Below are 20,729 nucleotides of genomic sequence, written 5' to 3'. Positions count from 1 at the left end.
GACCGGCGCGCTATACACTTCCTTCGCTCCTGCAGGAGCAAGGAACATACCGCCTCGACCCGTCCAACCCAAGCCGCATCCTAAACCCTTAGCTCAGCCTCCACATCCCAACCCCAAAATAAAAAGCCCCAAACCGTGAAGTCCGGGGCTTGTGGAGCGGCTGACGGGAATCGAACCCGCGTATCAGGCTTGGGAAGCGTGCGCTCTACCATTGAGCTACAGCCGCATCTTTTTCAGTGTATCGCGCTTGCTTGCTGGGGTGAAATATGTTGCGGCGCTTGTTGGCGGCGCGGCCGGGGTGGAAATGTGATGTAGGCCTGTGTGCTGGGGCTGGTGGATGCCTGCACGTGGGTGGTGTTTGCCAGGTATCCTTTAAGCGTGCTTATTTCAGATCGCGATATTCGTCAAGAGATTGCTGATGGGCGCATCGTTCTTGATCCGTTCGATGAGTCGATGATTCAGCCTGCAAGTGTGGACGTGAGGATTGATCGTTTCTTCCGTCTGTTTGATAACCATAAGTACCCGCATATTGATCCTGCTCAGCCGCAGGAGGATTTGACGCGCCTGGTTGAGGTGGCTCCTGATGAGCCGTTTATTTTGCATCCGGGTGAGTTTGTGTTGGGTTCTACGTATGAGAAGGTGACTCTGCCTGATGATGTGGCTGCCCGTCTGGAGGGTAAGTCGTCGTTGGGTCGTTTGGGTTTGTTGACTCACTCTACGGCTGGTTTTATTGATCCTGGTTTTTCTGGGCATGTGACGCTTGAGTTGTCGAATATGGCGACTTTGCCGATTATGCTGTGGCCGGGTTCTAAGGTTGGTCAGTTGTGCTTCTTCCGTTTGAGTAGCCCGACTGAGCATCCGTATGGTTCTGGTGCGTATGGTAACCGTTACCAGGGTCAGCGTGGCCCGACTGCTTCGCGTAGTTATTTGAATTTTCATCAGACGATGATTCCTGCGGATAGTTCTGTGGAGTCTTAGTCTTTCCCGCTTTGGGGTGCGGGCGTGCAGGCTGTGTGTTTGTGCGCCCGCGTTGGGCGGTTTTTTCGCCTGTTTGTGCTCGTGCGTTCACTCGCGTGCGGGTTTTTATCTCTCACTCTCTAAGGATTTTTTATGGATCTGAAGCCTGTTGTTCTGCGTGTTGCTGGCGCGGAAGTTTCTGTGTATCTGATTGATATGTCGGACTCTTTTGTGGAGCGTTTTAAGAAGGCGTGGGAGCCTCTTGCTCCGGAGTTTTTTGATACTCCTGATGAGGCGTATGCTTCGTTGTCTCGTTTTGATCAGGTGATGCTGGTGCATGCGCCGACTGATGAGTCGGTGATGGATTTGGCGAATCCGCTGATGGGTCCGTTTGATAAGGTGTCGACGCTGCGTGTGGCTGATGATGATTCGGGCATGCAGGATTTGACGAGCCGTATTACGTTGGCGATGATTGAGCAGCTGGTTGGTCGCGGTGTGATGCTGCATGCGGCTGTTATTGGTGACCCTGAGTCGAAGCGCGCTGTGGCGCTGGTGGGTGTTTCTGGTAGCGGTAAGACGACTGCGTCGCGTTTCTTGGGTTCGAAGTTTGCGTACCTGACTGATGAGACTGCGATTATTTCGGATGAGGGTGTTGTGTCCCCGTATCCGAAGCCGCTGTCTGTGATTGTTGACCCGAATGCGCCGAAGGATCAGCAGAACCCGGTTGATCTGGGCCTGAACGTGGTTGATCGTGATGACCTCAGCTATAAGCTGTCGCGTATTGTGTTCATTTCTCGTGATGAGTCGGCGTCTGAGCCGTATTTTGAGCGTGTTCCGTTGCATGAGGCTCTGGTGTTCTTGAGCGAGCAGAGCTCTGGTTTGGCGCGTCACCCTGAGGGTGTTGTGTCGCTGGCTAAGCTGGTGGAGCGTTGCGGCGGCGTGTGGCGCCTGGTGTACTCGGAGATTGAGGACACCCTGCCGCTGGTTCAGGACCTGCTGAATGGCGGTGAGCTGCCGAACGCTGATGAGGTTGAGAAGCTGGAGAAGTACACGGTTGAGGATCACCTGCCGGGTGTTTTCTTGAACGGTACGATTGCGGTTTCTCGTATGCCGGGCACTTCGGGCGTGCGTGTGGGTGAGGACGGCCCCTTCTTGCTGCTGTGCGATACTGAGCTGAATGAGCTGTCTGAGTTCGCGGCTGAGTGCTGGCTGCAGGCTGAGGGCGACATTTCGTATGATGACCTGTTTGCGCGTCTGGCTGAGATCTTTGAGGGTCTGCCGGCGGAGGCGTATGACGAGAACCTGAGCGCTTTGGCGGCTGGTTCGATGCTGTGGGTTCGTGTGATTGATGATCCGCTGATTGATGACGCGACCTGGGCTCAGCTGACGAGCGATGAGGTTCTGGACGAGGAGGAGCAGCAGATTTCGCTGGAATCCTCTGAGGATGCTGTCTCTGATGATGAGGATGACGTGGTGGAGGACTAGCCACCGCGGTTCTCCGCTGGTGAGCGCCGGTTGATAAGCACTGCCGAATAAGTACTGCTTAAGCACGAAGGAGGGGCGGGTAGAAGAATTATCTTCTACCCGCCCCTCCTGTTGTGTTTGCGAGGTTGCGTTTGCGGGGGTTTGCAAGGACGCTTAGCCCCGCGACGCCTTACTGAGTAGCATTACTGGCCAGCCTTGTCGCGGCGCTTCTGTTCACGCTTCTGCTCGCGGCGAGCCGCACGCACACGCAGCGGACCGGGCGCCTTCACCGGCAGCAGCAGGAGCAGACCCGCCACCACAACAATCAGAATGCCGAGCACACCCCAAATCTGTGCACCCATCAGGCTTACGCACAGACCGAACAGCATCGGCGCCAGGAAGCTGGTGGCACGGCCGGTGGTCGAGTACAGGCCGAACAGCTCACCCTCAGTGCCGGGATCTGCCAGGCGAGCCAGGAAGGTGCGGGACGCCGACTGCGCCGGGCCCACGAACAGACACAGCAGCAGGGCGCATACCCAGAACACGCCCGGTTCGGGGAAGAACATCAGCGGGGTAGCCGCCAAGATAATGCCGACCAGCGAGATAACAATAATCGTCTTCGGGCCCAGGTAGTCATCCAGGTAGCCGCCCAGAATCGCACCAACCGCCGCGACGGCGCTACCGGCAATGCCGAACAGAATCACGTCCGAAGTGCTGAAACCGAACGTGCCCGCCGCGAGAATACCGCCGAACGTAAAAATACCGGACAGACCATCACGGAACACCGCCGAAGCAATCAGGAACCACAGGGTCTGCGGGGACGTCATCTTCAGCCGCTTAATGGTGCGCCACAGCGCCTTGTAGGAGGCGAGCAGACCGCCCTGACGAGCCGGGGAGAGACGCTCCATGCCGAGCTCCAGGAAACGCAGCTCGCGGGTGGGTAGCACCTCCGGCAGGAAGCGCTCGCGGGTACGCATACGCACCAGCAGAGGCACACAGAAGATGAGGCACCACGCGGCGGCAAACAGCGCGACCGCACGGATATTCAGGGCGTTATCGGTGGTCAGGCCGAGCACCTCGGGGGCCAGCACAAAACCCCACAGCACCACAGCCAGCGCCAGGATGCCGCCAATGTAGCCAGCAGCCCATCCGGCGCCCGAAATCTTACCGATGTTCTCCGGGTGGGAGATACGAGGCAGCACCGCGTTGTAGTTCACGTACGCGAACTCGCTGAACACGCTTGCCGCAGAAATCAGCGTGACACCCAGCCACAGGTACTGCGGGGTGGGGCCCACGAAGAAGCACGCCGCCATCGAACCGACCAGCAGCATCGTGTTCACGCCGAGCCAGAAGATGCCCCTGCCGGACTTGTCGTTACGCTGACCGGTCACCGGCGCCAGAATCGCAATGAGGAAACCGGCAATGGTCAGACCCAGCGACAGCGCCGAAGAAGTCTCTTCGGGTGTGCCAAAGTAGCTGCTGGTCAGGTACACGGTGAAGATGAAGGTCGTCATAATCGAGTCGAAGCTCGACGAACCAACATCCCACATGACCCAGGATGCGACCGAACGGCGGCTGTTCGCGTGGTCAACGACCCTACGCGGAGCCTTCGTCTTACGGCGGGGAGAAGAAATAGTCATAATTGTGCTTTCGAATGCCGAGGTGGCGCTTCAGCGTAGCGGCGGCGTGAAACCTGCTGAAGTAGAGCGGGCGTGCTGAAGAGGGAACACCAGGCGGTACGTACCGAGTGGAGATACGTACCGCCTAGCTCATAAACTTTCGCGCGGAAAGCGCAAAGCCTTAGTTGAAGAAACGACGCTGCAGGCGAGCAATACCGAAGCTCACCACAGCACCCACGACGGAGGTCAGAACGGTCCAGAGGATGACCTGACGCAGGGTGTCTTCAGAGTCGTGGGAAATGGCGGGAGGCTGGTTGCCGGTAGCCTTGGTCCAGGCTGCGCCCAGGCCCTTACCAACCAGGGCAGCAGCGCCCATGTTGATACCCGCAATAGCAAGCTTAGCGACGGGGTTCATGTGTATCTCCTTAGCTGTATACGATGCGGCGTCCTGCCCGTGAACCCCTTCGGGGTTGGGTGAGAAAAGAGCGCCACTCCCTAGCGTATAGGGTTTAATGCGTTCGTGCCGCCTTGGAGCCGCTCCGTCCCAAAATTGTACACCGTGCAATTCTGTAATGCGGGCAGAAGAAGAAAACAAAAAGCGGCAAATTGGCGCGAACAGCCAGACACGCCTACAATCGAACCTGGGCTTCCGCCCGCACCACAACGGTACGGACAAGGAAGCCCACAACGACAGGGGAGCGCCACCGAGGCGCTGAGAGTGCTAAGCAGACCCTCGAACCTGATCCGGTTAGTACCGGCGTAGGGAGTCGAATTTCTTCTCAATGCCCTCGTCCATTCAGAGGGCGAGGACATTCCCCTTCCAACGAAGGAAGGACCACCAATGTCGCAGAACGTAACCCCCGCCTCCAAGGCATCTACCCAGGCAGAATCGAAGAAGCCGAACCTGCGCTGGCGAGTCAACGAAATCGTTATCGCCGCAGTTATCGCAGTAGCCTGCGCCGTCATCTTCTGGATCTGGGACATCGCAGTCGGCCCCGCCGCCAAAACCGCACTCGTAGCAGCACCCGAATTCCGCCCCATCGTCGCCGGCGCATGGCTGCTCGGCGGCACCCTCGGCGGCCTGCTCATCCGCAAGCCCGGTGCGGCACTCTTCGGCGAAATCGTCGCAGCATTCATCTCCGTGCTCTTCACCGGCGGCGCGTGGAGCGGCGAAATCCTGATTGCAGGCTTCTTCCAGGGCGTCGGCGCTGAAATCGCCTTCGCAATCTTCCGCTACCGTCGCTGGGACGCATTCGTAGCAGTCTTCGCCGGTGCGCTCAGCGGCCTGTTCATGGGCGTTAACGAAATCTTCATCTACTACCCCGACATGGAACCGGTCAAGGCAATCATCTACGTAGCGTGCGCCGTCATCTCCGGTGCAGTGATCGCAGGCTTCCTCGCATGGATTCTCGTGCAGAACCTCGCCAAGACCGGTGTGCTCTCCTCGCTGGCATCCGGCAAGACCCGCCGCTAACCGCTAGCAACTAGCCACCGACTAGTCACTCACCACGAGTCACCACTCGGCACACTACAGCAGCCACACAAAGGCTAAGGAACCATCATGGAAGCAACACCGCGCGGGGCGCGCATCGAGCTCAACAACTTCAGCTGGCACCACCCCGGACGCCCAGAACCCGTCATCAGCGGACTCAACCTCACCATCAACCCCGGTGAAAAAGTCCTGCTACTGGGCACCTCCGGCGCCGGCAAATCGACGCTCCTGCACGCCATCGCCGGTGTGCTCCACGATGACGACGGCGAATCTGCCGGCGGCACCATCACCATCAACGGGCAAGCACCCGCCGAAGCACGCGGCACCGCAGGCATGATGCAGCAGGACCCCGAATCCTCCATCGTCATGGCAACCGTCGGCAACGACGTCGCGTTCGGCCCCGAAAACCTGCGCGTACCCCGCGAAGAAATCTGGGGCCGCGTCACCGAAGCCCTCACCGCAGTAGGGCTCAACCACCTGCCCCTCGACCACCCCAGCAGTGCGCTGTCCGGCGGTCAGAAGCAGCGCCTCGGCCTGGCGGGCATCCTCTCGATGCACCCCGGCGCCATGATCCTCGACGAACCCACCGCCAACCTCGACCCCTCCGGTGTGCAGGAGGTGCGCGACAGTATTCTTGCCGCCGCGGAGGCCACCGGCGCGACCCTGCTCGTCGTGGAACACCGCGTGAGCATCTGGGCGCCGCACATGGACCGCATTATCGTACTCGGCGAAGGCGGCACCATCACCCACGACGGCGCACCCGACACCGTGCTCACCGAAGCCCGTCGGGATCTCATCGACGCCGGCGTGTGGGTGCCCAACTACGTGCCGCGTGCGCCGCAGAGCGACAGCGATAGCAAGTACGGCGAGGCGCTACTGCGCGCCGAAAACCTCAGCATCACCCGCGCACAACCCACCCCCAAACAACGACGTGCACGCCGACGCACCATCAAACGCTTCGGCGACACCCCCGCACCCGTACCCACCGACCTGCCTGTCCTGCGCAGCGGCATCAACCTCACCCTGCACGCCGGCGAACACCTCAGCGTGCTCGGCCCCAACGGCGCCGGCAAATCAACCCTAGCCCTCACCCTCGCAGGGCTCCTCACCGCACCCGACGGCACCCTCGCCGCCACCGACACGCTGCGTAACCACGGCGGTCAGACTGCACACTGGGACGTGCCCACCTGGACCCCAGCCCAAATGCTCAGCCGCATCGGCTACGTCTTCCAAGAACCCGAATACCAATTCATCCGCGGCACCGTACGCGAAGAACTCGAACTCGGCCCCCGCCGACTCGCCGCACTCACCCGCACCCCCCTCAACGAAGACGACCTCACCGCACGCACCAACGAACTCGCGGCCCACCTACGCCTCAACCACCTACTCGACGCCAACCCCTTCACCCTCTCCGGCGGCGAAAAACGCAGGCTCTCGGTCGCCTCCGCACTCGCCACCGCACCCAAAATCCTCATCCTCGACGAACCCACCTTCGGCCAAGACGCACGAACCTGGGCAGAACTCGTCGACCTCATCCGCGAACTACTCGCAGGCGGGACCGCCGTCATCTCCATCACCCACGACGAAGACTACACCGCCGCACTCGGCGGCAACCACATCACCCTACCCGCCCTCACCACCCCCGGAAAGGAGAACGCATGAACACCGACTTCTTCGGCACCATCGACCGAACCAGCTACTTCAGCAACCTCAACGCCGGCGTAAAACTCATCGTCTCCTTCACCCTCATCATCGCCGCACTCATCGTGCGCGACCCCCTCACCTCCGGAATCCTCTTCGCCCTCGAACTGCTCGGATTCATCCTCGTCGGATTCCGACCCGTCAACGTCCTCGCCCGCTTCTGGCCCATCCTCATCGCCGTCATCACCACCGGCTGGTCCGTCGCCATGCTCAGCGCCAAAAGCGGCACCACCATCCTCGACCTCGGCTTCAACACCATCACCACCGACTCCGCCGCCGTCGGCGCAGCCATGATGATCCGCTCCCTCGCCATGGTCCTACCCACCCTCGCATTCGTGCTCACCACCGACCCGACTGACCTGGGCGATTCCCTCGCACAAACCTTCAAACTGCCCTCCCGATTCGTGCTCGCCACCGTCGCCGCCCTGCGCCTCGTCGGTATTCTCTTCGCCGAATGGAATGCCCTCGGCCAGGCACGACGTGCCCGCGGACTCGGCGCAGGCCAATCCCTCATTGGACGTGCACAAACCTTCGGCGGGCAAAGCTTCGCCCTGCTCGTGCAGGCTATCCGCCGAGGCTCCCGCCTCGCCATCACCATGGAGGCGCGCGGCTTCGGCGCAGGCGAACGCACCTGGGCTCGTGTACCCTCCTATTCGCCGCGTGACGTGCACGTGAGCATTGCCGCCGCCGTCATTATCGCTGTTGCGTACGGTGCATCTATTGCGGCGGGTACGATTCAGTTCCTCTGGGCCTAGTTCTTTCCGGCAGTAGCTTGCGGTTCCGCTTTCGTGGCTCCGCTTGGGAGACGGTATTCGCCCTCGTTCCTACAGGGAGGCGGGGTGCCGCATATTTCCTCCGCGCCTAGCTCCACTTGGGACATGAGTAGGGAGGCGCTTGTACTCTTCCTTCGCTCCTACAGGGGCACCCGCCCTCGCTTCGCTTCGGGCACCCTGATGTCGCTTCAGGAAGGTACGGCGCCTCCTGCCTACGGTTCTGCTGCGAACGTACAATAAAACTATGTCTAGTACCGTAATTCTTCTGAACGAGCAGAACCCGCAGGGCATCTTCGTTGACCCGTCCGTACCCCTCATCAGCGTTGATGATCAGGGCTTCACCCGCGGCGACGGCGTCTTCGAGACTATGCTGTCCGTCAACCGTCGCGTGCGTAAGCTCGGCATGCACCTGTCCCGCCTCGAGTCGTCGGCGCGCATGCTGGATTTGCCCGACCCGGAACCCGAGATTCTGCGTTCGGCGGTGGAGCGCCTCATGCGTGAGGCGACCGCCGGTGCCGAGACTGCGCTGGGTGAAGAGCACATCGTGAAGATCATTATTTCGCGCGGCCCCACCCAGGCGGTGACCTCCATGCAGCCGGGCCCGTACACGCTGATTATGGCGTCGCCGGTGCCTGCCTCCATCGTGAAGCGCCGCACCGAGGGCGTGAAGGCGATGCTGCTGCCGCGCGGCCACGAGCCGATGGACAACAGCGCCTACCCGTGGCTGCTGGCGGGTGCGAAGACCCTCTCCTACGCGGTGAACATGGCGGTCCTGCGATACGTGCAGGAGCGCGGCGCGGATGACGCTATCTTCATCACCGACGAGCGTCGCGTGCTTGAGGGCGCCACTTCTTCGGTGCTGGTCGCCAAGATTGAGGACGGCAAGAAGGTGCTGTACACGCCCGAGCCGAGCCACGGCATCCTGCCCGGTACCACGCAGGGTGCGGTGTTCGAGGCGGCACGCCAGGCCGGCTGGGAGCTGGGCTTCGGACCGCTCTACCCGCAGGATTTGTTCGAGTCGGACGGCGTGTGGTTGGCGTCGTCGGTGCGTCTGATTGCGCCGGTGACCCACCTGAACGGCACGGCACTGGCGCATGACCCGGAGCTGACCGCGACCCTGTTGAACTACCTGGCGCAACAGAGCTAAACGCGTACAAAGGGACGGTATTATCCGAGCGAGGATAATACCGTCCCTTTGTGCTGTCTATGGTCAAGGGCAGGAGGTGCGTGTACCTTCCTGAAGCGACATCAGGGTGCCCGAAGCGAAGCGAGGGCGGGTGCCCCTGTAGGAGCGAAGGAAGAGTACGGGCGCCTCCCTAACTGCTACAGCAAATACAGCAAAGCCCCAGACGCGCAACCCTTAGCGGGTCGCCCATCCGGGGCTTTAGCTACACAAAAAACAACAGGTTAGTGGCCCGCCGGAGCACCCTGACCTTCACCAGCGCCGTGGCTCTTACCGTCAGCCGAGTAGTCCGAATCCTTACGCGGCGTAGTCCACAGCACCAGCGCCGTCAGGACCGCGAAACCCAGAATGGAGAAGCCCATCGGCAGGTACTCATGCTCACCGGCAAACGACACCAGCGGCGCCGCCAACGCACCCAGCAGAGCCTGAATCGTGCCCATCACCGCCGAAGCACTACCCGCCATGTGGCGTGCCTCGTTCAGCGCCAACGCCGAAGCATTACCGAAAATCAGGCCGCACGAGCTGGTCAGCAGGAACAGCAGAATCAGCGTCGGCACCAGCGAAATGCCCATCAGGAAGCTGACGGTCAGCAGCACAGCCACCACGACCAGGCTAATCACACCGGTGTTCACAATGCGGCGCTGCGCCACGCGTCCAACCAGCTTGGTTGCAATCGCACTGAACAGCACAATGCCAATCGAGTTCACACCGAACACAATAGTGAACTCAGTCTCGGACAAGCCCAGAATCTTCTGCAACACAAACGTCGAACCGGAAATGTACGAGAACAGCGCACCAAACGCGAAGCACATCGTCAGCATGAAACCCATGTAGCGGCGCACCTTCAGCACCTTCGGCAGCTCCGAGTACACGCTCAGGGTGGTGCCCTGGTAGCGTTCCTCCACCGGCAGGGTCTCCTTAATCACGAAGATCACGCCGAGCATCATGACCGCGGTAATCACGCCCAGCACATGGAAAATATCGCGCCAGTTACCCCACGACAGCACCCAACCACCAAACAGCGGCGCAAGCACCGGCGCGAAGCCGTTAATCATCATCATGACGCCCATGAGCTTAGCCGTCGCCAGACCCTCAGTCGTATCAGACACGATAGAACGCGCCAGCACCGCACCAATCGAACCGGTGAAGCCCATCATGAAACGCGCAAAAATCAGCAGCTCAATATTCGGCGCGAAACCACACGCCACGGTCGCAATGAAACAAACCACCGCACCGATCAGCAGCGGCTTGCGGCGGCCCGTCTTATCCGACAGAGGACCCACGACCAGCTGGCCGAGCGCCATACCCACCATGAACGCGCTCAACGTCAGCGATGCGTTCGTGCTGGTGGTGTTCAGATTCTCAGCGACTGAGGGCAGCGCCGCCAGGTACATGTCCGTAGCCAGCGGTGCGATAGCGGTCAGCAGCGCCAGAACAACAATGAAAAGGGGCGATAGCCCGAAAGAGGTCTTAGTCGACTTCGAAGACATATGTCTTAGTTTTTTCTTTCTGTGTGATGTGCGTGCAACGGAGCCCGCGGCTCTAAAGAGTGGATGCGGCGGTGCCGGATCCGGGGATGAGCTTGCGCAGGCCAGAAGCACAACCTTTTCACCGTATCAGAATCGGGTGTGGCTTCGTAAGTTAAACGTTTGACATTTTTTCGATGTGGGAGGGATGCTCCGCTTAGTTCCTTTGTGCTTGGTCGGCTTGCTGGTCGGTTTGGAAGGCGGCGCTCGCCCTCGTTCCTACAGGGGACCCGCCCTCGCAGAGATCGGGCACCCTGATGTCACTACGGGCGATGCCGCCTGCCTGCGCAGGTGCAGCAAGGTACGGCAAAGGGGGTACAGCAAAGGGACGGTGTTATCCACGCTCCTACAGGGGCACCCGTCCTCGCTTCGCTTCGGACACCCTGATGTCGCTTACGGATAACACCGCCCCTTGAGTGGTTTTAGTCTGCCGCTCAGCGCCCTCAACGCTGAAGAAATATTTGAGAAATATTCTTGAGAAGCATTGCTCGGTGCGACCGCATAATCTACGTTGGTCATACCATGCGGTACGACCGGAGGAACAATCTCAGATGCGCAACCACTATTACAAATATTTGCTATGCATCCTGCTGCTCATAGTTTGCGTCTTGCTCGTAATCCTTGCTGTGCTTTCTAACAACAACTCGGATAACGAAAAGGACGGCACTGCCTCCACGCACGCGCCGAGCAATACCTCAACCTACTGGGATAAAGACCGCATGGAATCCGCTAGCCCGGCTTCCATGCCTGAATAAAACAGCGCCTCAGTAAAACTGCCTCTGAATAGCCGTAGGGCCCAATGCCTCGAGATACACGAAGCATTGGGCCCTACTGTCTTGTAGGCGGCTGCTACTACGCCGCGCTGTCGTAGATGAAGTCCACGGTCGCGTAGTCCTCCGGGATTTCGGCGAGCAGCGCCTCCTCCTGTGCCGCCCAGCGTTCCCAGTGCGGGCGGAACGTGTCACCGTCACGAGCCATAGCGCGTTCGTAACGCACCTCGTCCGGGGCGGTGGCGAGGATACGCACCTCGCAGGCGCCCGCAATCGCACCGACACCCTCACAGATAATGACCTGCGTAGCCGCCGGGTCAACGGTGCGCTCCTCACCGGGTGCGCCCGCCTCCCAATCCCAGAGGGTGTAGGTTCCGGCAATGCCTTCGGTGAGCTGCACGGACAGCCCGTCCCACGCCTCCACGCCGTCGAAGAGGCCGTCCCAGCCGGGGTAGAAGTCGTCCAGGTGCAGCACGTGCACGCTATGCCCGGCGGCGGTGAGCTCCCGCTCAAGCTGCGCGGCGAGGCTGGTCTTGCCGGTGCCGCTGCGGCCGTCAATACCGATAATCAGCGGGATCTGCGCGAAGTCCGCGAGGAACTGCTCACGGAATTCGGCGAATTCGGCGGCGTCCATGTCAAAGTCGTTGCCGATGCCGTGCTCCAGACGCAGCATGTCTTTGCAGAGCTCCAGGATTTCGGCGGTGCCGGTGACGCGGCGGTTCTGGTTCAGGGGGATACGCTGACTCACTGCGCGTCGCCTTCCTGCTTGAGGTGGTTGATGAGGCCGCGTGCGGCGGCGTCAATGAGGCCGGTGGTGTACACGAAGTCGCGTTCGCTACCGTACCAGGGGTCGTAGATGCCGAGCTGGTCCAGGTGGGTGGTGGTGACCTTCGGGTCGAAGCTGCGCATCATGCGGATCTTGGCCTTGTCGTCGTCGTTGCGGGCGAGGGCCTTGAGGCGCAGGTAGTGGGGTGCGTCCATGGCGAGGATGAGGTCGTTGCGGTCGAAGTCCTCGACGGTGAAGACGCTGGCGCGGTGCGCGGACGAGTCGATACCGCGGGCGGTGAGCTGCGCGGCGGCGCGCGGGTCGATGCGGTTGCCTTCTTCTTCGTTGCTGATGCCGCTGGAGGTGACGGTGACGGGCACGCCGGCTTCTTGGGCGTGCTGGCGGATGAGGTATTCGCCGACAGGGGAGCGGCAGATGTTGCCGGTGCAGACAGTCATGATTCGGTACATGGTTCTAGTGTATCGGTGGGGTAGCGGGTGGCTGGGCGCGGTGGGTGCTCGGGAGGGCTTTGTAGGTGGCGCTGTGACGGGCGGATGCGCTCGCTGAGGCGTACTTGCTGCGGGCGCGCGAGGTTACGCGAAGACCCCGCCAACGGTGGGGCCGGCGGGGCCTTTTAGATCACTTACTATCTGTGAATCTATTATTTGTTCAGCCTAGGGGATCCATATATTAAAATTCAGAGTCGCCCGTTTCTGAATCAAACAAAATCGATTCAATAGGTATATTTGCATGTTTCCCATTGAACGTGCGGTTGGCTGTTCTAATTTCGGGGGCATTGTTTTCGAAAGTATAAGTAAAGCTGTTTGAGAAATATGTTTTTGAAAATGAATGGTTTAGGCCTATCTGCTCTTCTTGGGGGAATTTTGTATATTCAAATGTTGCATCTCTGAAAAATGTTGCATTCATAAATTCCGCAGATCCCAAATGGGTGAAAGTTGTCCTAAATAAGGTGAATTTACCTAGAAATTCAGAGCTGATAAAAGAAATGCTTCCATTAACTTCAGATGAATTTATGTAGAAATCTTTTTCAAAATGGGATCGCCAAAAACTGCACTTTCCAGAAAAAGTGCACGAAACGAACCCGACTTCAGACATAAAGGTAGACTCTGAAAAATCTATATTGTGCAGATATAGTCCTTGCAAAGGTTTCTGAATTTCCAGTCCAGAAAAGCGATAAGAGACTGAACGCCACAGGCTGTCATTCTGCGCATTTTCATAGATTGAACTCAGTCTTTGGAGCGTATAGGTAATATTATCCGCTGATTTATTTTCCTGGCTATTTAACAGTCTGCAAAGCGTATCCATAATACGCTGTGCTTCATATTTGACATCATCCTCGCGCCCATCTGGACTTTTCTGAAGCCAGGTGTTTGCAAAATCAATAAATGTATCAATTTCATATGTTTTTAGCTTTGTGATACCTTCTTTGAACTCATTAAATTTTCTTCTGCGGTCATCTGATATTTCTCTCCATTTGGAGTCATTTTCTCTTTCGGATTTTAGAATGTCCATTTCGATATCGTGCATGTTTTTCTTGTTGTCATTATAATTTTTCCAGTTGGTCTGTAGGAGAGTAAGTATGGCGATTGTGCCGCCGGTTATGTATAGGAAATGTAAACGAAGGTCAGAAATCGATTTCTGCTCAGCTTCACCCTGTAAACCCTCTTGGCGTAACCAGCCAGTTCCAACCGGAACCCAGATAGCAACTATACCTCCAATAATTCCGAGCGTTACAAGGATGGGGAAGAAATAACGAATGTACAGAGGAGGATCAGCGAGAACCCAATTAAGTAGCCTCTTGGGCCAGCCTTCCTGAGTTTTCTGTGCGGCATCTTTCTCTGGCAAAGTTTTCTCCTGTCTTCTCTGAGAGGAATGGTCACCTTTCAGCATAGTGTACAAAGTGCCTGCTGTGAGCTACCTATGGTTAAAATTGAAGGCCCGCCGACAAGAGATCGGCAGGGCCTTCTAGAGATAAGTCCTATTCGGGGTTGTCATCTTTGCCGTTGTTGGAGTTATCTAGCGGCTTTGCTGGCTCGCTGGTTCTGCTGTTCTTACCTCTCGAACTGGGGCCGAAGAGTACCGTTCCAAGGGGGATTATGAATGACTTGCCGAGAAGTGTAGCCGTTCCACATTTGATAGCTTTGCTACCTTCACGGACTGTGAAAACGTAGTCCTGCGGATCCACCTGTGCAGAGAACCTGGCAGCGCCAGAGATGCCTGCAAATGTGGGCGCATACTGTCCGAAATACGAGCCATTGAAGCCTACGTATCCGGTGAACTTTGCGTTCCCGAAATTTGCGTTTCCGGTGAATTTCGCATCCAGGAAGTATGCGTCTCCGGTGAACTTCGTGTTCCCGAAATCTGCGTTTCCGGTGAATTTCGCACCCAGGAAATGCGCGTTTCCGGTGAACTTCGCCTTCCCAGAAGTCTGTGTCTCCGGTGAACTCCGCTTCCCAGAAGTCTGCATTTCTGGTGAACTTCGCGTACTGGAAGGCTGCATTTCTGGTGAACTTCGCCTTCCCGAAGTCTGCGTCTCCGACGAACTTCACGTTCCCGAAGTCTGCATCTCTGGCGAATTTCGCGTTCCCGAAGTCTGCGTCTCCGATGAACTTCACGTTCCCGAGGTATACGTCTCCGAAGTGTGCGTTACCGGTGAACTCCGCACCCCTGAAGCTTATATTGCCGGTGAACTCCGCGCCGCCGAAGTATGCGTTGCCGGTGAGCTCCGCGCCGCCGAAGCTTATGTTGCCGGTGAACTTCGCCTTCCTGAAGCCAGCGTCTTCGAGGAACTCCGCGTACTGGAAGTCAGCGTTTCCGGTGAACTCCGCACCCCAGAAGTCTGCGCCTTTGGTGAATTTCGCGTTCCTGAAGTCTGCGTCTCTGACGAACTTCGCATCCACAAAATCTGCTTTACCGTAGAAGCGGGTGGATGCAAAATTGCCTTGTTCAATGTTGAGGTTGTTCAAGGGGTAGAAAATGGGCGCTCGGCTGAAATCAAAATCAAAGTCACTCCAGGGGCCTGGAACGGTTTCGACTACCTCGCCTTCCTCTTCGATAGTGCCGCTACTGCGCTTGCCCATTTCAACGAAGATAGCGCGGCGTATATCCTGTTCTTCGCGAAATGCCGCCTGATCTTTGGAGAAATCTCCTTCATAGTTATCAGGCTCTGAATCGCCCTCAATCATCTCTGCTTTTAATGCCAGAGGGAAGGGCGAACGAATATAGGAACAGAGGCTATTGACAATAACCTGCCCTTCCTTGTGTCGGTCGCTTTCTTCCTTGAAGCTATCATCCGCAAGCCATTCATCGACTAGACCGACAAGGGTATAGATGCCGCCCAGACGGACGGCTGCTTTCTCATCAGCTAGCTGCTCGATAGCCTTGGTGTAGCGGCTACGGCGCTCTGCATACACCTGACGGGTATGGTCGTTCTCGTTTTTCTCTTTTTCTTGATTGTTCTTACGGTGACTCTCGCCAAGGGTGATAACACCTAGAACGCCACCGGTGGTGTAGAGGATGAGCTGCCTGAGAACCCGACCGTCATCGTCCTTTCCAAAACCGGAGTTGAGCGCGATGGGTAGGAGAAAAGCTAATGCTCCGCCGAAGATGGCGATTGCCCCAATCCAAGCGTAGAACAGGGGTACCTTCACCTTTAGCTTGGTGAAATGTACAGCGAGTAAGAAAGCGACGGTCAATGCAGTGCATAGGCTGAGTAGCTGCCAGGCTTCCGTTGGCCCTAAGAACATGTATCTGGTTCTCCTGTCCTCTCTGATAGGAACGTTCACCCTCCAGCATAGGGTAAAGCTACTTGCCATGAGGTGCGCCGGGTCATCGACGAGGGCCTCGCCTGCATGAGATACACAGACCATGCTTCTGCTATCCAAGGCAGGCGAAGTGGGTATGGAAATCCTCAAAATAGGCGATATTGTTCCCTGCGGTGGAGACAATAGTGGCGTAATTAGTGTTGTCGTGTTGTTATGTCTTAAGAATTGCGCTACATTATTAGGTATACGGTCATATGTACACGGCATGTCCTTATGCATAATGACCATAAAATAAAAGTGGAGCCACCAGTGATGCTGCAACATCACCAGTAGCCCCACTAACCAGAGTCTAGTAGAGACAGCTAGAGATTACGCGCAAAATCTCTACGAGACCGATGAACAGGGTAGCCAGATAGCTGCCCCGTTCGATAACCATCCAAAAATGCTTGGACATATAATTCACCTCCTCTCTGATTGATTAGAGGGTTATAGGCAACGCGGAATTGCGTTGTCACTGCTGATTTTAGCAGATGACACACATTCCGCGGATTTTTGCTACCCAATTTATGTTTGTTTATCTCAGACATGGCGTAATACCACTGGAAAGCGATAAACGAATCCGGGTAGTTAAGAATCGAAAAACCCCGCTAGAGCCTACAGGCTTAGCGGGATTTTTCGTGCCGTTTTATTTTTCAACGTAGCTACTCGGCGGTGTCCACTACGTGCACGAAGGCCCCACCACACATTCAACGTGGCGGGGCCTCTGGATATTACTGCGCAGGCTCACTCAGGTGCGTGTATTCCTTCTGTCGTTCATCCCAGGAAGCCGGATTGAAGAGCACCGTACCAACCGGGACACGGTAGCCCACGCCGTTCAGCCCGGCGGTACCCAGCGGAATAGGCTGGCTACCCTCGTACACCGCGAAGTTATGCGCCTCCTGACCAACAGCCTCCGAACCGGCTGACAGGGCAGCGAACCGAGCCCGGTACACCTCACCCGACTCAACATTCTTCGCCGCGAAGAGCGGCGGGCTCTTCACAAAAGACGAATCGCAGAAATCAGCAGTCTGCATAAAGGACGCACCGTAGAACTCCGCGCCCGCCTTAAAGGTCACATCACGGAACCCAGCGAGCCCCTCAAACGTAGCCCGGCTAAAGTGCGCATCCCCGTAGAAGGTTGCCGCGTTAAACCCGGCATGCCCCTCAAAGACCGCCTCACGGAACTCCGCAACTCCCGCAAAATCGGTCCTGAAGAAGCTCGCATTACCGCCAAAAGACGACCTAAAGAACCCAGCGTTCCCCTCAAAGGAAGCACCGCTAAAGCCCGCATCCTCTGCAAACGCAGTATCGTGGAAGTCAGCGTCCCCTCCAAAAGAAGCCTCGCGGAAGTCCGCATTAGCATTGAAAGACACCCAGCGGAAGAATACATCACCAGCAAAGCGCGCGTTACTAAAGTCAGCCGTTCCCATGAAAGTTACGTCGCTAAAAGGCGCATCCTGGTCAAAGACCGCCCGGGTAAAGTTCGCGTTACCTACAAAAGTTGCCCCGCTGAAATCTGAACCGTTGCAGAACTTCGCCGCAGAGAAATCGGCGTTCTCAATAGTCAGACCGTCGAGAGGGTAGAAGACGACAGCCCGGCTGAAATCGAACTCAAAGCCGCTCCAGGCGCCGGGGACAACCGTCACCTCGCCCTTCTCATTTTCGGCAAGGGTGCCGCTGCGCTTGCTCATCTCAACGAAGACGCTGCGGCGAACATCCTGCTCACCACGGAAAGCCGCCAGATCCGTAGCGAAATCACCCGCATAGTTAGCGGGCGGCGTATCGGATTCAAAAGCTTCTGCCTTGAACGCCCGCGCGAACGGCGAACGAACATAAGCGCAGAGGGCATTGACGATGACCTGTCCCTCCTTCTGCCGAGCCTCAACGCTGAGCTGCTCGTCAGCGAGCCACTCATCAACCAGACCCGCAAGCGTGCTGATGGCACTCGCACGGACTGCAGGGTTCGGATACGCCAGATGCTCAACTGCCTTGCTGTAACGGGTACGGCGCTCGGCATTCACCCGCTGGGGGTGTTTCAGCTTTTTCTGGGCGTTCATGCGGTGGAACTCCCCAAGAAAGAGAACACCCAGCAGGGTGCCGGTGATGAAGAAAATGAACGGCTGAACCTCAAAATTGGCGATGTCAGTGTCAAAGGTGAAAGGCATAAAACCCGCCGTGACAATGCCCAAGAGCGCGATAGCCCAAACCCAGGTGCGGAAGCTAGACAGCTTCCCTTTGAGGTTGCCGAACTGCGCGGCGAGCGGGAAAAGCAGAATGACGACTGCGCAAGCTATCAGCCAAGCCCACGCGGTGCTGGGCGCCAGATGCATGTGGTTCTCCTGTCATCGTTGAAAGGGGCGGGTCATACTCAGCATAAGGTAAAGCTGCTGGGCTTGGGCGGTTGTGGGTCAAAAGCAAGAACCCCGCCAGCGCTGGATGCACGGGCGGGGCCTGTGTGTGGGCGCTTCCCCGACGGTGAGAGGGCCAGGTTTTACTGCGCAGGCTCACTGACGTGCGTGTACTCCTGGTTCTCTTCGTCCCAGGAATCCGGGTCGTACAGCACGGCACCGAGAGGGAGAACGAACGTTCTATTAAGAAGCGTCGCCTCGCCGCAGCTGAAGCCGTGCGTGCTCTCCGGGCGCGCCTCGAACAGGTAATCCTGCGGATCCGCCTGTGCCGAGAACCGTGCCCTCCGCAGCCGCCTCTCCAAAGCCTCAAAGGATGGCCCAACGTACGCGAAGCTAGTCTGGCTGAAATCCGCCTTCTGACTGAACGTCGCATCCGCGAAGTAGGCGCCCTCAAAGCTCGCCCCGTTGAAGCTCACCTCCCGCGCGAACGTCGCCTTGTAGAAGCCGACATGCGCCGTGAACGTCGCCTTACTAAAGTCGGCATTCTGCGCGAAAGCCGCGTTACCAAAGTTCGCGTGCTGCGGGAAGTCCATCTCATAGCGCGTCCTCGGAAGCGCAATAAAAGACGCCCGGCTGAACGTGGCGTCGCCGTCGAACCGCGCCCCACCAAAATCCTCGTACTGCGTGAAGGACGCCCCGCTAAAGTCCGCCGCGCCCGTAAAGCGCACCTTGCTGAACATCGCGGACTGCTTGGTCACTATACCGGCAAAGCGCGCGACCCCGCCGAACAGCGACTTGGAGAACACCGCCGGACGGTTGAAGACCGACGCGGCGAAGTGTGCTTCATCGTGGAACGTGGAGGCGGTGAATACTGCCTTTCCGCCGAAGGTGACCGCCGCGAAGCTAGCTATGCCTGCGGTGTTCAAGCGTGAGAAGTTGGCATCGGATTTGAAGGCGGATACCGCGAAGTCAGCCGCAGCCGAGAAGACCGCGTCTGAGAAGTCGGCCTCGCCGGTGAAGGTTACGGTTGCGAAGCTTGCCGCGTCCGCAAAATGTGCCCCGCTGAACTCTGCCGCGCCTGCGAAGTGTGCGGCGCTGAAACCCACCCAGTCGGTGAAGCTGGTGCTGTGGAAGGATGCGTCAGCCGTGAACTGTGCTGCGGAGAAGCTGGTGTCACCGCGGAAGGTAGCACCGGAGAAATCCGCCGGGCCGTAGAAGGTCGCGGAGGCGAAGTCGGCGTTTTGAAAGTGCAGCTGCCGTAACGGGTAGAAGATGGGTGCGCCGCCAAAGTCGAAGCGCAGATCAGCCCACATCGGAGATATTGGCGGCACCGTGGGCTGGTCGTCCTTGTTGTCTTTTTCGGTGCTCTTGGAGACCGCGGCGAGGCGGCGGCTGAACTCCATGAAGACTGTGCGGCGCACTAGCTGCTCTTCGCGTAGTGCTTCCTGATCGTGCGTAAAGTCGCCTTCGTACTCTTCGGGTGCCTCGTCTGCTTCTAGGACCTGCCGTTTCTGTGCGAGGGGGTAGGGCGTGCGGATGCACCCGGTCAGCGTGTCGATAATGGTCTGGGCTTCTTCGCGGCGTACCTGCTCGGGAAGGGATGCGTCGGTGAGCCACTCGTCTGCGAGGTTTACGAGCGTGTATGCCCCGCCGAGGCGTACGGCGGGTTGCCCGTCGAGGAATTGTTCGAGAGCGTGCGTGTAGCGTTCGCGCCGCTCAGCCTGCTGGTTGCGTGCCGGGGCGTTTGTGCGTTGCCGCAGCGCAGTTAAGAGTTTGTTGAGGTTCATGGTGATGTGCCCTTCCTGCTCCGGTGCTGGCTTATATCCAGCATAGGGGAGGACCCTGCCCTCGCGCGCTCGCGCTGGGCAAAGAAGAAGCCCCGCCTGTACGAGATGCATAGGCGGAGCTTCTTTTATTGAGCCTTACTTGGAGGGGCTTTTCCTTGATTATCAGACTCTTCTATCGGCTTTGCTGGCTCACTTAGCCCACTGTAATTCCCATCCTTATACTTTGGGGACATCGGGTCGAAAAGTACCGTTCCAAGGGGGATTTCGAACGTCTTACCGAGAAGAGTAGCGGTTCCACAATTGATAGGTTTGCTACCCTGCCTGACTGCGAAATAGTAGTCCTGCGGATTTACCTGTGCAGAGAACAGAGTAGAGCCGACGATATCTGCAAATGTGGGTGCATACTTTTCGAAATATACGCGATTGAAGTCTGTGTTGCTGGTGAACTTCGCGTCCGTAAAGTATGCCTTTTCGGTGAAATACGCACCCCAGAAGTTTGCGTTTCCGGTGAACGTAGAG

Annotated in this window: 16 protein-coding genes, 1 tRNA gene, 2 pseudogenes and 1 riboswitch; of the genes and pseudogenes, 7 read left to right on the top strand and 12 right to left on the bottom strand. The window is 57.9% G+C overall.

The window, feature by feature from the left end; translation table 11 throughout:
* Nucleotides 1-152: 152 nt before the first annotated feature.
* Nucleotides 153-226, bottom strand: a tRNA-Gly gene (locus HXO69_RS06150).
* Between the two features lie 152 nt (nucleotides 227-378).
* Between HXO69_RS06150 and dcd the strand changes: the two genes are divergently transcribed.
* Together dcd and HXO69_RS06140 are read left to right on the top strand one after the other, a co-directional pair.
* Nucleotides 379-978, top strand: a complete 600-nt coding sequence (dcd, locus tag HXO69_RS06145) for a dCTP deaminase (protein ID WP_296545946.1) — start codon at nucleotides 379-381, stop codon at nucleotides 976-978.
* Nucleotides 979-1,110: 132 nt separating this feature from the next.
* Nucleotides 1,111-2,442 (top strand): septin family protein, encoded by a 1,332-nt coding sequence (locus HXO69_RS06140; protein ID WP_296545944.1) that lies wholly within the window; start codon nucleotides 1,111-1,113, stop codon nucleotides 2,440-2,442.
* A 182-nt stretch (nucleotides 2,443-2,624) separates the two neighbouring features.
* On the opposite strand, the gene HXO69_RS06135 is transcribed toward HXO69_RS06140, so the two are convergent.
* Both HXO69_RS06135 and HXO69_RS06130 read right to left on the bottom strand, forming a co-directional pair.
* Nucleotides 2,625-4,061, bottom strand: coding sequence for an MFS transporter (locus tag HXO69_RS06135; RefSeq protein ID WP_296545942.1), 1,437 nt, complete (start codon nucleotides 4,059-4,061; stop codon nucleotides 2,625-2,627).
* A gap of 160 nt (nucleotides 4,062-4,221) precedes the next feature.
* Entirely contained in the window at nucleotides 4,222-4,455 is a 234-nt protein-coding gene (locus HXO69_RS06130) for a DUF4235 domain-containing protein (protein ID WP_049340557.1), read from the bottom strand.
* Between the two features lie 267 nt (nucleotides 4,456-4,722).
* Nucleotides 4,723-4,823, top strand: a riboswitch (TPP riboswitch).
* Nucleotides 4,824-4,881: 58 nt separating this feature from the next.
* Here HXO69_RS06130 and HXO69_RS06125 point away from each other — a divergent pair.
* From HXO69_RS06125 to HXO69_RS06110, 4 genes are all read left to right on the top strand, one after another.
* Nucleotides 4,882-5,514, top strand: a complete 633-nt coding sequence (locus tag HXO69_RS06125; RefSeq protein ID WP_296545941.1) for an ECF transporter S component — start codon at nucleotides 4,882-4,884, stop codon at nucleotides 5,512-5,514.
* Between the two features lie 87 nt (nucleotides 5,515-5,601).
* Nucleotides 5,602-7,194, top strand: coding sequence for an ABC transporter ATP-binding protein (locus HXO69_RS06120; protein WP_296545939.1), 1,593 nt, complete (start codon nucleotides 5,602-5,604; stop codon nucleotides 7,192-7,194).
* Nucleotides 7,191-7,988, top strand: coding sequence for an energy-coupling factor transporter transmembrane protein EcfT (locus tag HXO69_RS06115; protein ID WP_296545937.1), 798 nt, complete (start codon nucleotides 7,191-7,193; stop codon nucleotides 7,986-7,988). Before HXO69_RS06120 ends, HXO69_RS06115 begins: the two co-directional genes overlap by 4 nt.
* Nucleotides 7,989-8,250: 262 nt before the next feature.
* Nucleotides 8,251-9,153 carry an aminotransferase class IV gene (locus tag HXO69_RS06110; protein WP_005509006.1) on the top strand — a complete coding sequence of 301 codons (903 nt, stop codon included), beginning with the start codon at nucleotides 8,251-8,253 and terminating at the stop codon, nucleotides 9,151-9,153.
* A 260-nt stretch (nucleotides 9,154-9,413) separates the two neighbouring features.
* On the opposite strand, the gene HXO69_RS06105 is transcribed toward HXO69_RS06110, so the two are convergent.
* The gene (locus HXO69_RS06105; RefSeq protein WP_296545935.1) at nucleotides 9,414-10,679 is read right to left on the bottom strand and encodes a multidrug effflux MFS transporter; all 1,266 of its coding nucleotides are present in this window, start codon (nucleotides 10,677-10,679) and stop codon (nucleotides 9,414-9,416) included.
* A gap of 644 nt (nucleotides 10,680-11,323) precedes the next feature.
* Here HXO69_RS06105 and HXO69_RS06100 point away from each other — a divergent pair.
* Nucleotides 11,324-11,470, top strand: a complete 147-nt coding sequence (locus HXO69_RS06100; RefSeq protein WP_296545933.1) for a hypothetical protein — start codon at nucleotides 11,324-11,326, stop codon at nucleotides 11,468-11,470.
* A gap of 97 nt (nucleotides 11,471-11,567) precedes the next feature.
* Here the strand turns inward: HXO69_RS06100 and HXO69_RS06095 are convergent, their stop codons facing one another.
* The 8 genes and pseudogenes from HXO69_RS06095 to HXO69_RS06065 all read right to left on the bottom strand — a co-directional run.
* Nucleotides 11,568-12,233: a hypothetical protein gene (locus tag HXO69_RS06095; RefSeq protein ID WP_296545931.1), complete on the bottom strand. Its 666-nt coding sequence runs from the start codon at nucleotides 12,231-12,233 to the stop codon at nucleotides 11,568-11,570.
* Nucleotides 12,230-12,709, bottom strand: a complete 480-nt coding sequence (locus HXO69_RS06090) for a low molecular weight protein-tyrosine-phosphatase (RefSeq protein WP_296545929.1) — start codon at nucleotides 12,707-12,709, stop codon at nucleotides 12,230-12,232. Before HXO69_RS06090 ends, HXO69_RS06095 begins: the two co-directional genes overlap by 4 nt.
* Before the next feature lie 232 nt (nucleotides 12,710-12,941).
* The gene (locus tag HXO69_RS06085) at nucleotides 12,942-14,117 is read right to left on the bottom strand and encodes a hypothetical protein (protein ID WP_294603398.1); all 1,176 of its coding nucleotides are present in this window, start codon (nucleotides 14,115-14,117) and stop codon (nucleotides 12,942-12,944) included.
* Between the two features lie 133 nt (nucleotides 14,118-14,250).
* A complete protein-coding gene (locus tag HXO69_RS08965; protein ID WP_365668528.1) occupies nucleotides 14,251-14,739 on the bottom strand; it encodes a pentapeptide repeat-containing protein in 489 nt (162 codons plus the stop codon).
* Nucleotides 14,740-14,749: 10 nt separating this feature from the next.
* Nucleotides 14,750-15,352 (bottom strand): annotated as a pseudogene (locus HXO69_RS08960) (pentapeptide repeat-containing protein); the annotation flags it as partial.
* A 1,454-nt stretch (nucleotides 15,353-16,806) separates the two neighbouring features.
* Complete coding sequence (locus tag HXO69_RS06075; protein ID WP_296545925.1) at nucleotides 16,807-18,405, bottom strand: pentapeptide repeat-containing protein; 1,599 nt, start codon at nucleotides 18,403-18,405, stop codon at nucleotides 16,807-16,809.
* 161 nt (nucleotides 18,406-18,566) lie between these two features.
* Nucleotides 18,567-20,210 carry a pentapeptide repeat-containing protein gene (locus tag HXO69_RS06070; RefSeq protein WP_296545924.1) on the bottom strand — a complete coding sequence of 548 codons (1,644 nt, stop codon included), beginning with the start codon at nucleotides 20,208-20,210 and terminating at the stop codon, nucleotides 18,567-18,569.
* 125 nt (nucleotides 20,211-20,335) lie between these two features.
* Nucleotides 20,336-20,729 (bottom strand): annotated as a pseudogene (locus HXO69_RS06065) (hypothetical protein); the annotation flags it as partial.

Source organism: Rothia sp. (in: high G+C Gram-positive bacteria), assembly GCF_015265375.1.
Classification (GTDB): domain Bacteria; phylum Actinomycetota; class Actinomycetes; order Actinomycetales; family Micrococcaceae; genus Rothia.
This window is presented reverse-complemented; position numbering and strand designations above follow the sequence as displayed.

What these genes read in the sequence shown, in the direction of transcription:
- HXO69_RS06140 (WP_296545944.1), top strand. Translation starts at nt 1,111, where the DNA reads ATGGATCTGAAGCCTGTTGTTCTGCGTGTTGCTGGCGCGGAAGTTTCT.
- HXO69_RS06135 (WP_296545942.1), bottom strand. Translation starts at nt 4,061, where the DNA reads ATGACTATTTCTTCTCCCCGCCGTAAGACGAAGGCTCCGCGTAGGGTC.
- HXO69_RS06130 (WP_049340557.1), bottom strand. Translation starts at nt 4,455, where the DNA reads ATGAACCCCGTCGCTAAGCTTGCTATTGCGGGTATCAACATGGGCGCT.
- HXO69_RS06125 (WP_296545941.1), top strand. Translation starts at nt 4,882, where the DNA reads ATGTCGCAGAACGTAACCCCCGCCTCCAAGGCATCTACCCAGGCAGAA.
- HXO69_RS06120 (WP_296545939.1), top strand. Translation starts at nt 5,602, where the DNA reads ATGGAAGCAACACCGCGCGGGGCGCGCATCGAGCTCAACAACTTCAGC.
- HXO69_RS06115 (WP_296545937.1), top strand. Translation starts at nt 7,191, where the DNA reads ATGAACACCGACTTCTTCGGCACCATCGACCGAACCAGCTACTTCAGC.
- HXO69_RS06110 (WP_005509006.1), top strand. Translation starts at nt 8,251, where the DNA reads ATGTCTAGTACCGTAATTCTTCTGAACGAGCAGAACCCGCAGGGCATC.
- HXO69_RS06105 (WP_296545935.1), bottom strand. Translation starts at nt 10,679, where the DNA reads ATGTCTTCGAAGTCGACTAAGACCTCTTTCGGGCTATCGCCCCTTTTC.
- HXO69_RS06090 (WP_296545929.1), bottom strand. Translation starts at nt 12,709, where the DNA reads ATGACTGTCTGCACCGGCAACATCTGCCGCTCCCCTGTCGGCGAATAC.
- HXO69_RS08965 (WP_365668528.1), bottom strand. Translation starts at nt 14,739, where the DNA reads ATGCAGACTTCTGGGAAGCGGAGTTCACCGGAGACACAGACTTCTGGG.
- HXO69_RS06075 (WP_296545925.1), bottom strand. Translation starts at nt 18,405, where the DNA reads ATGCATCTGGCGCCCAGCACCGCGTGGGCTTGGCTGATAGCTTGCGCA.
- HXO69_RS06070 (WP_296545924.1), bottom strand. Translation starts at nt 20,210, where the DNA reads ATGAACCTCAACAAACTCTTAACTGCGCTGCGGCAACGCACAAACGCC.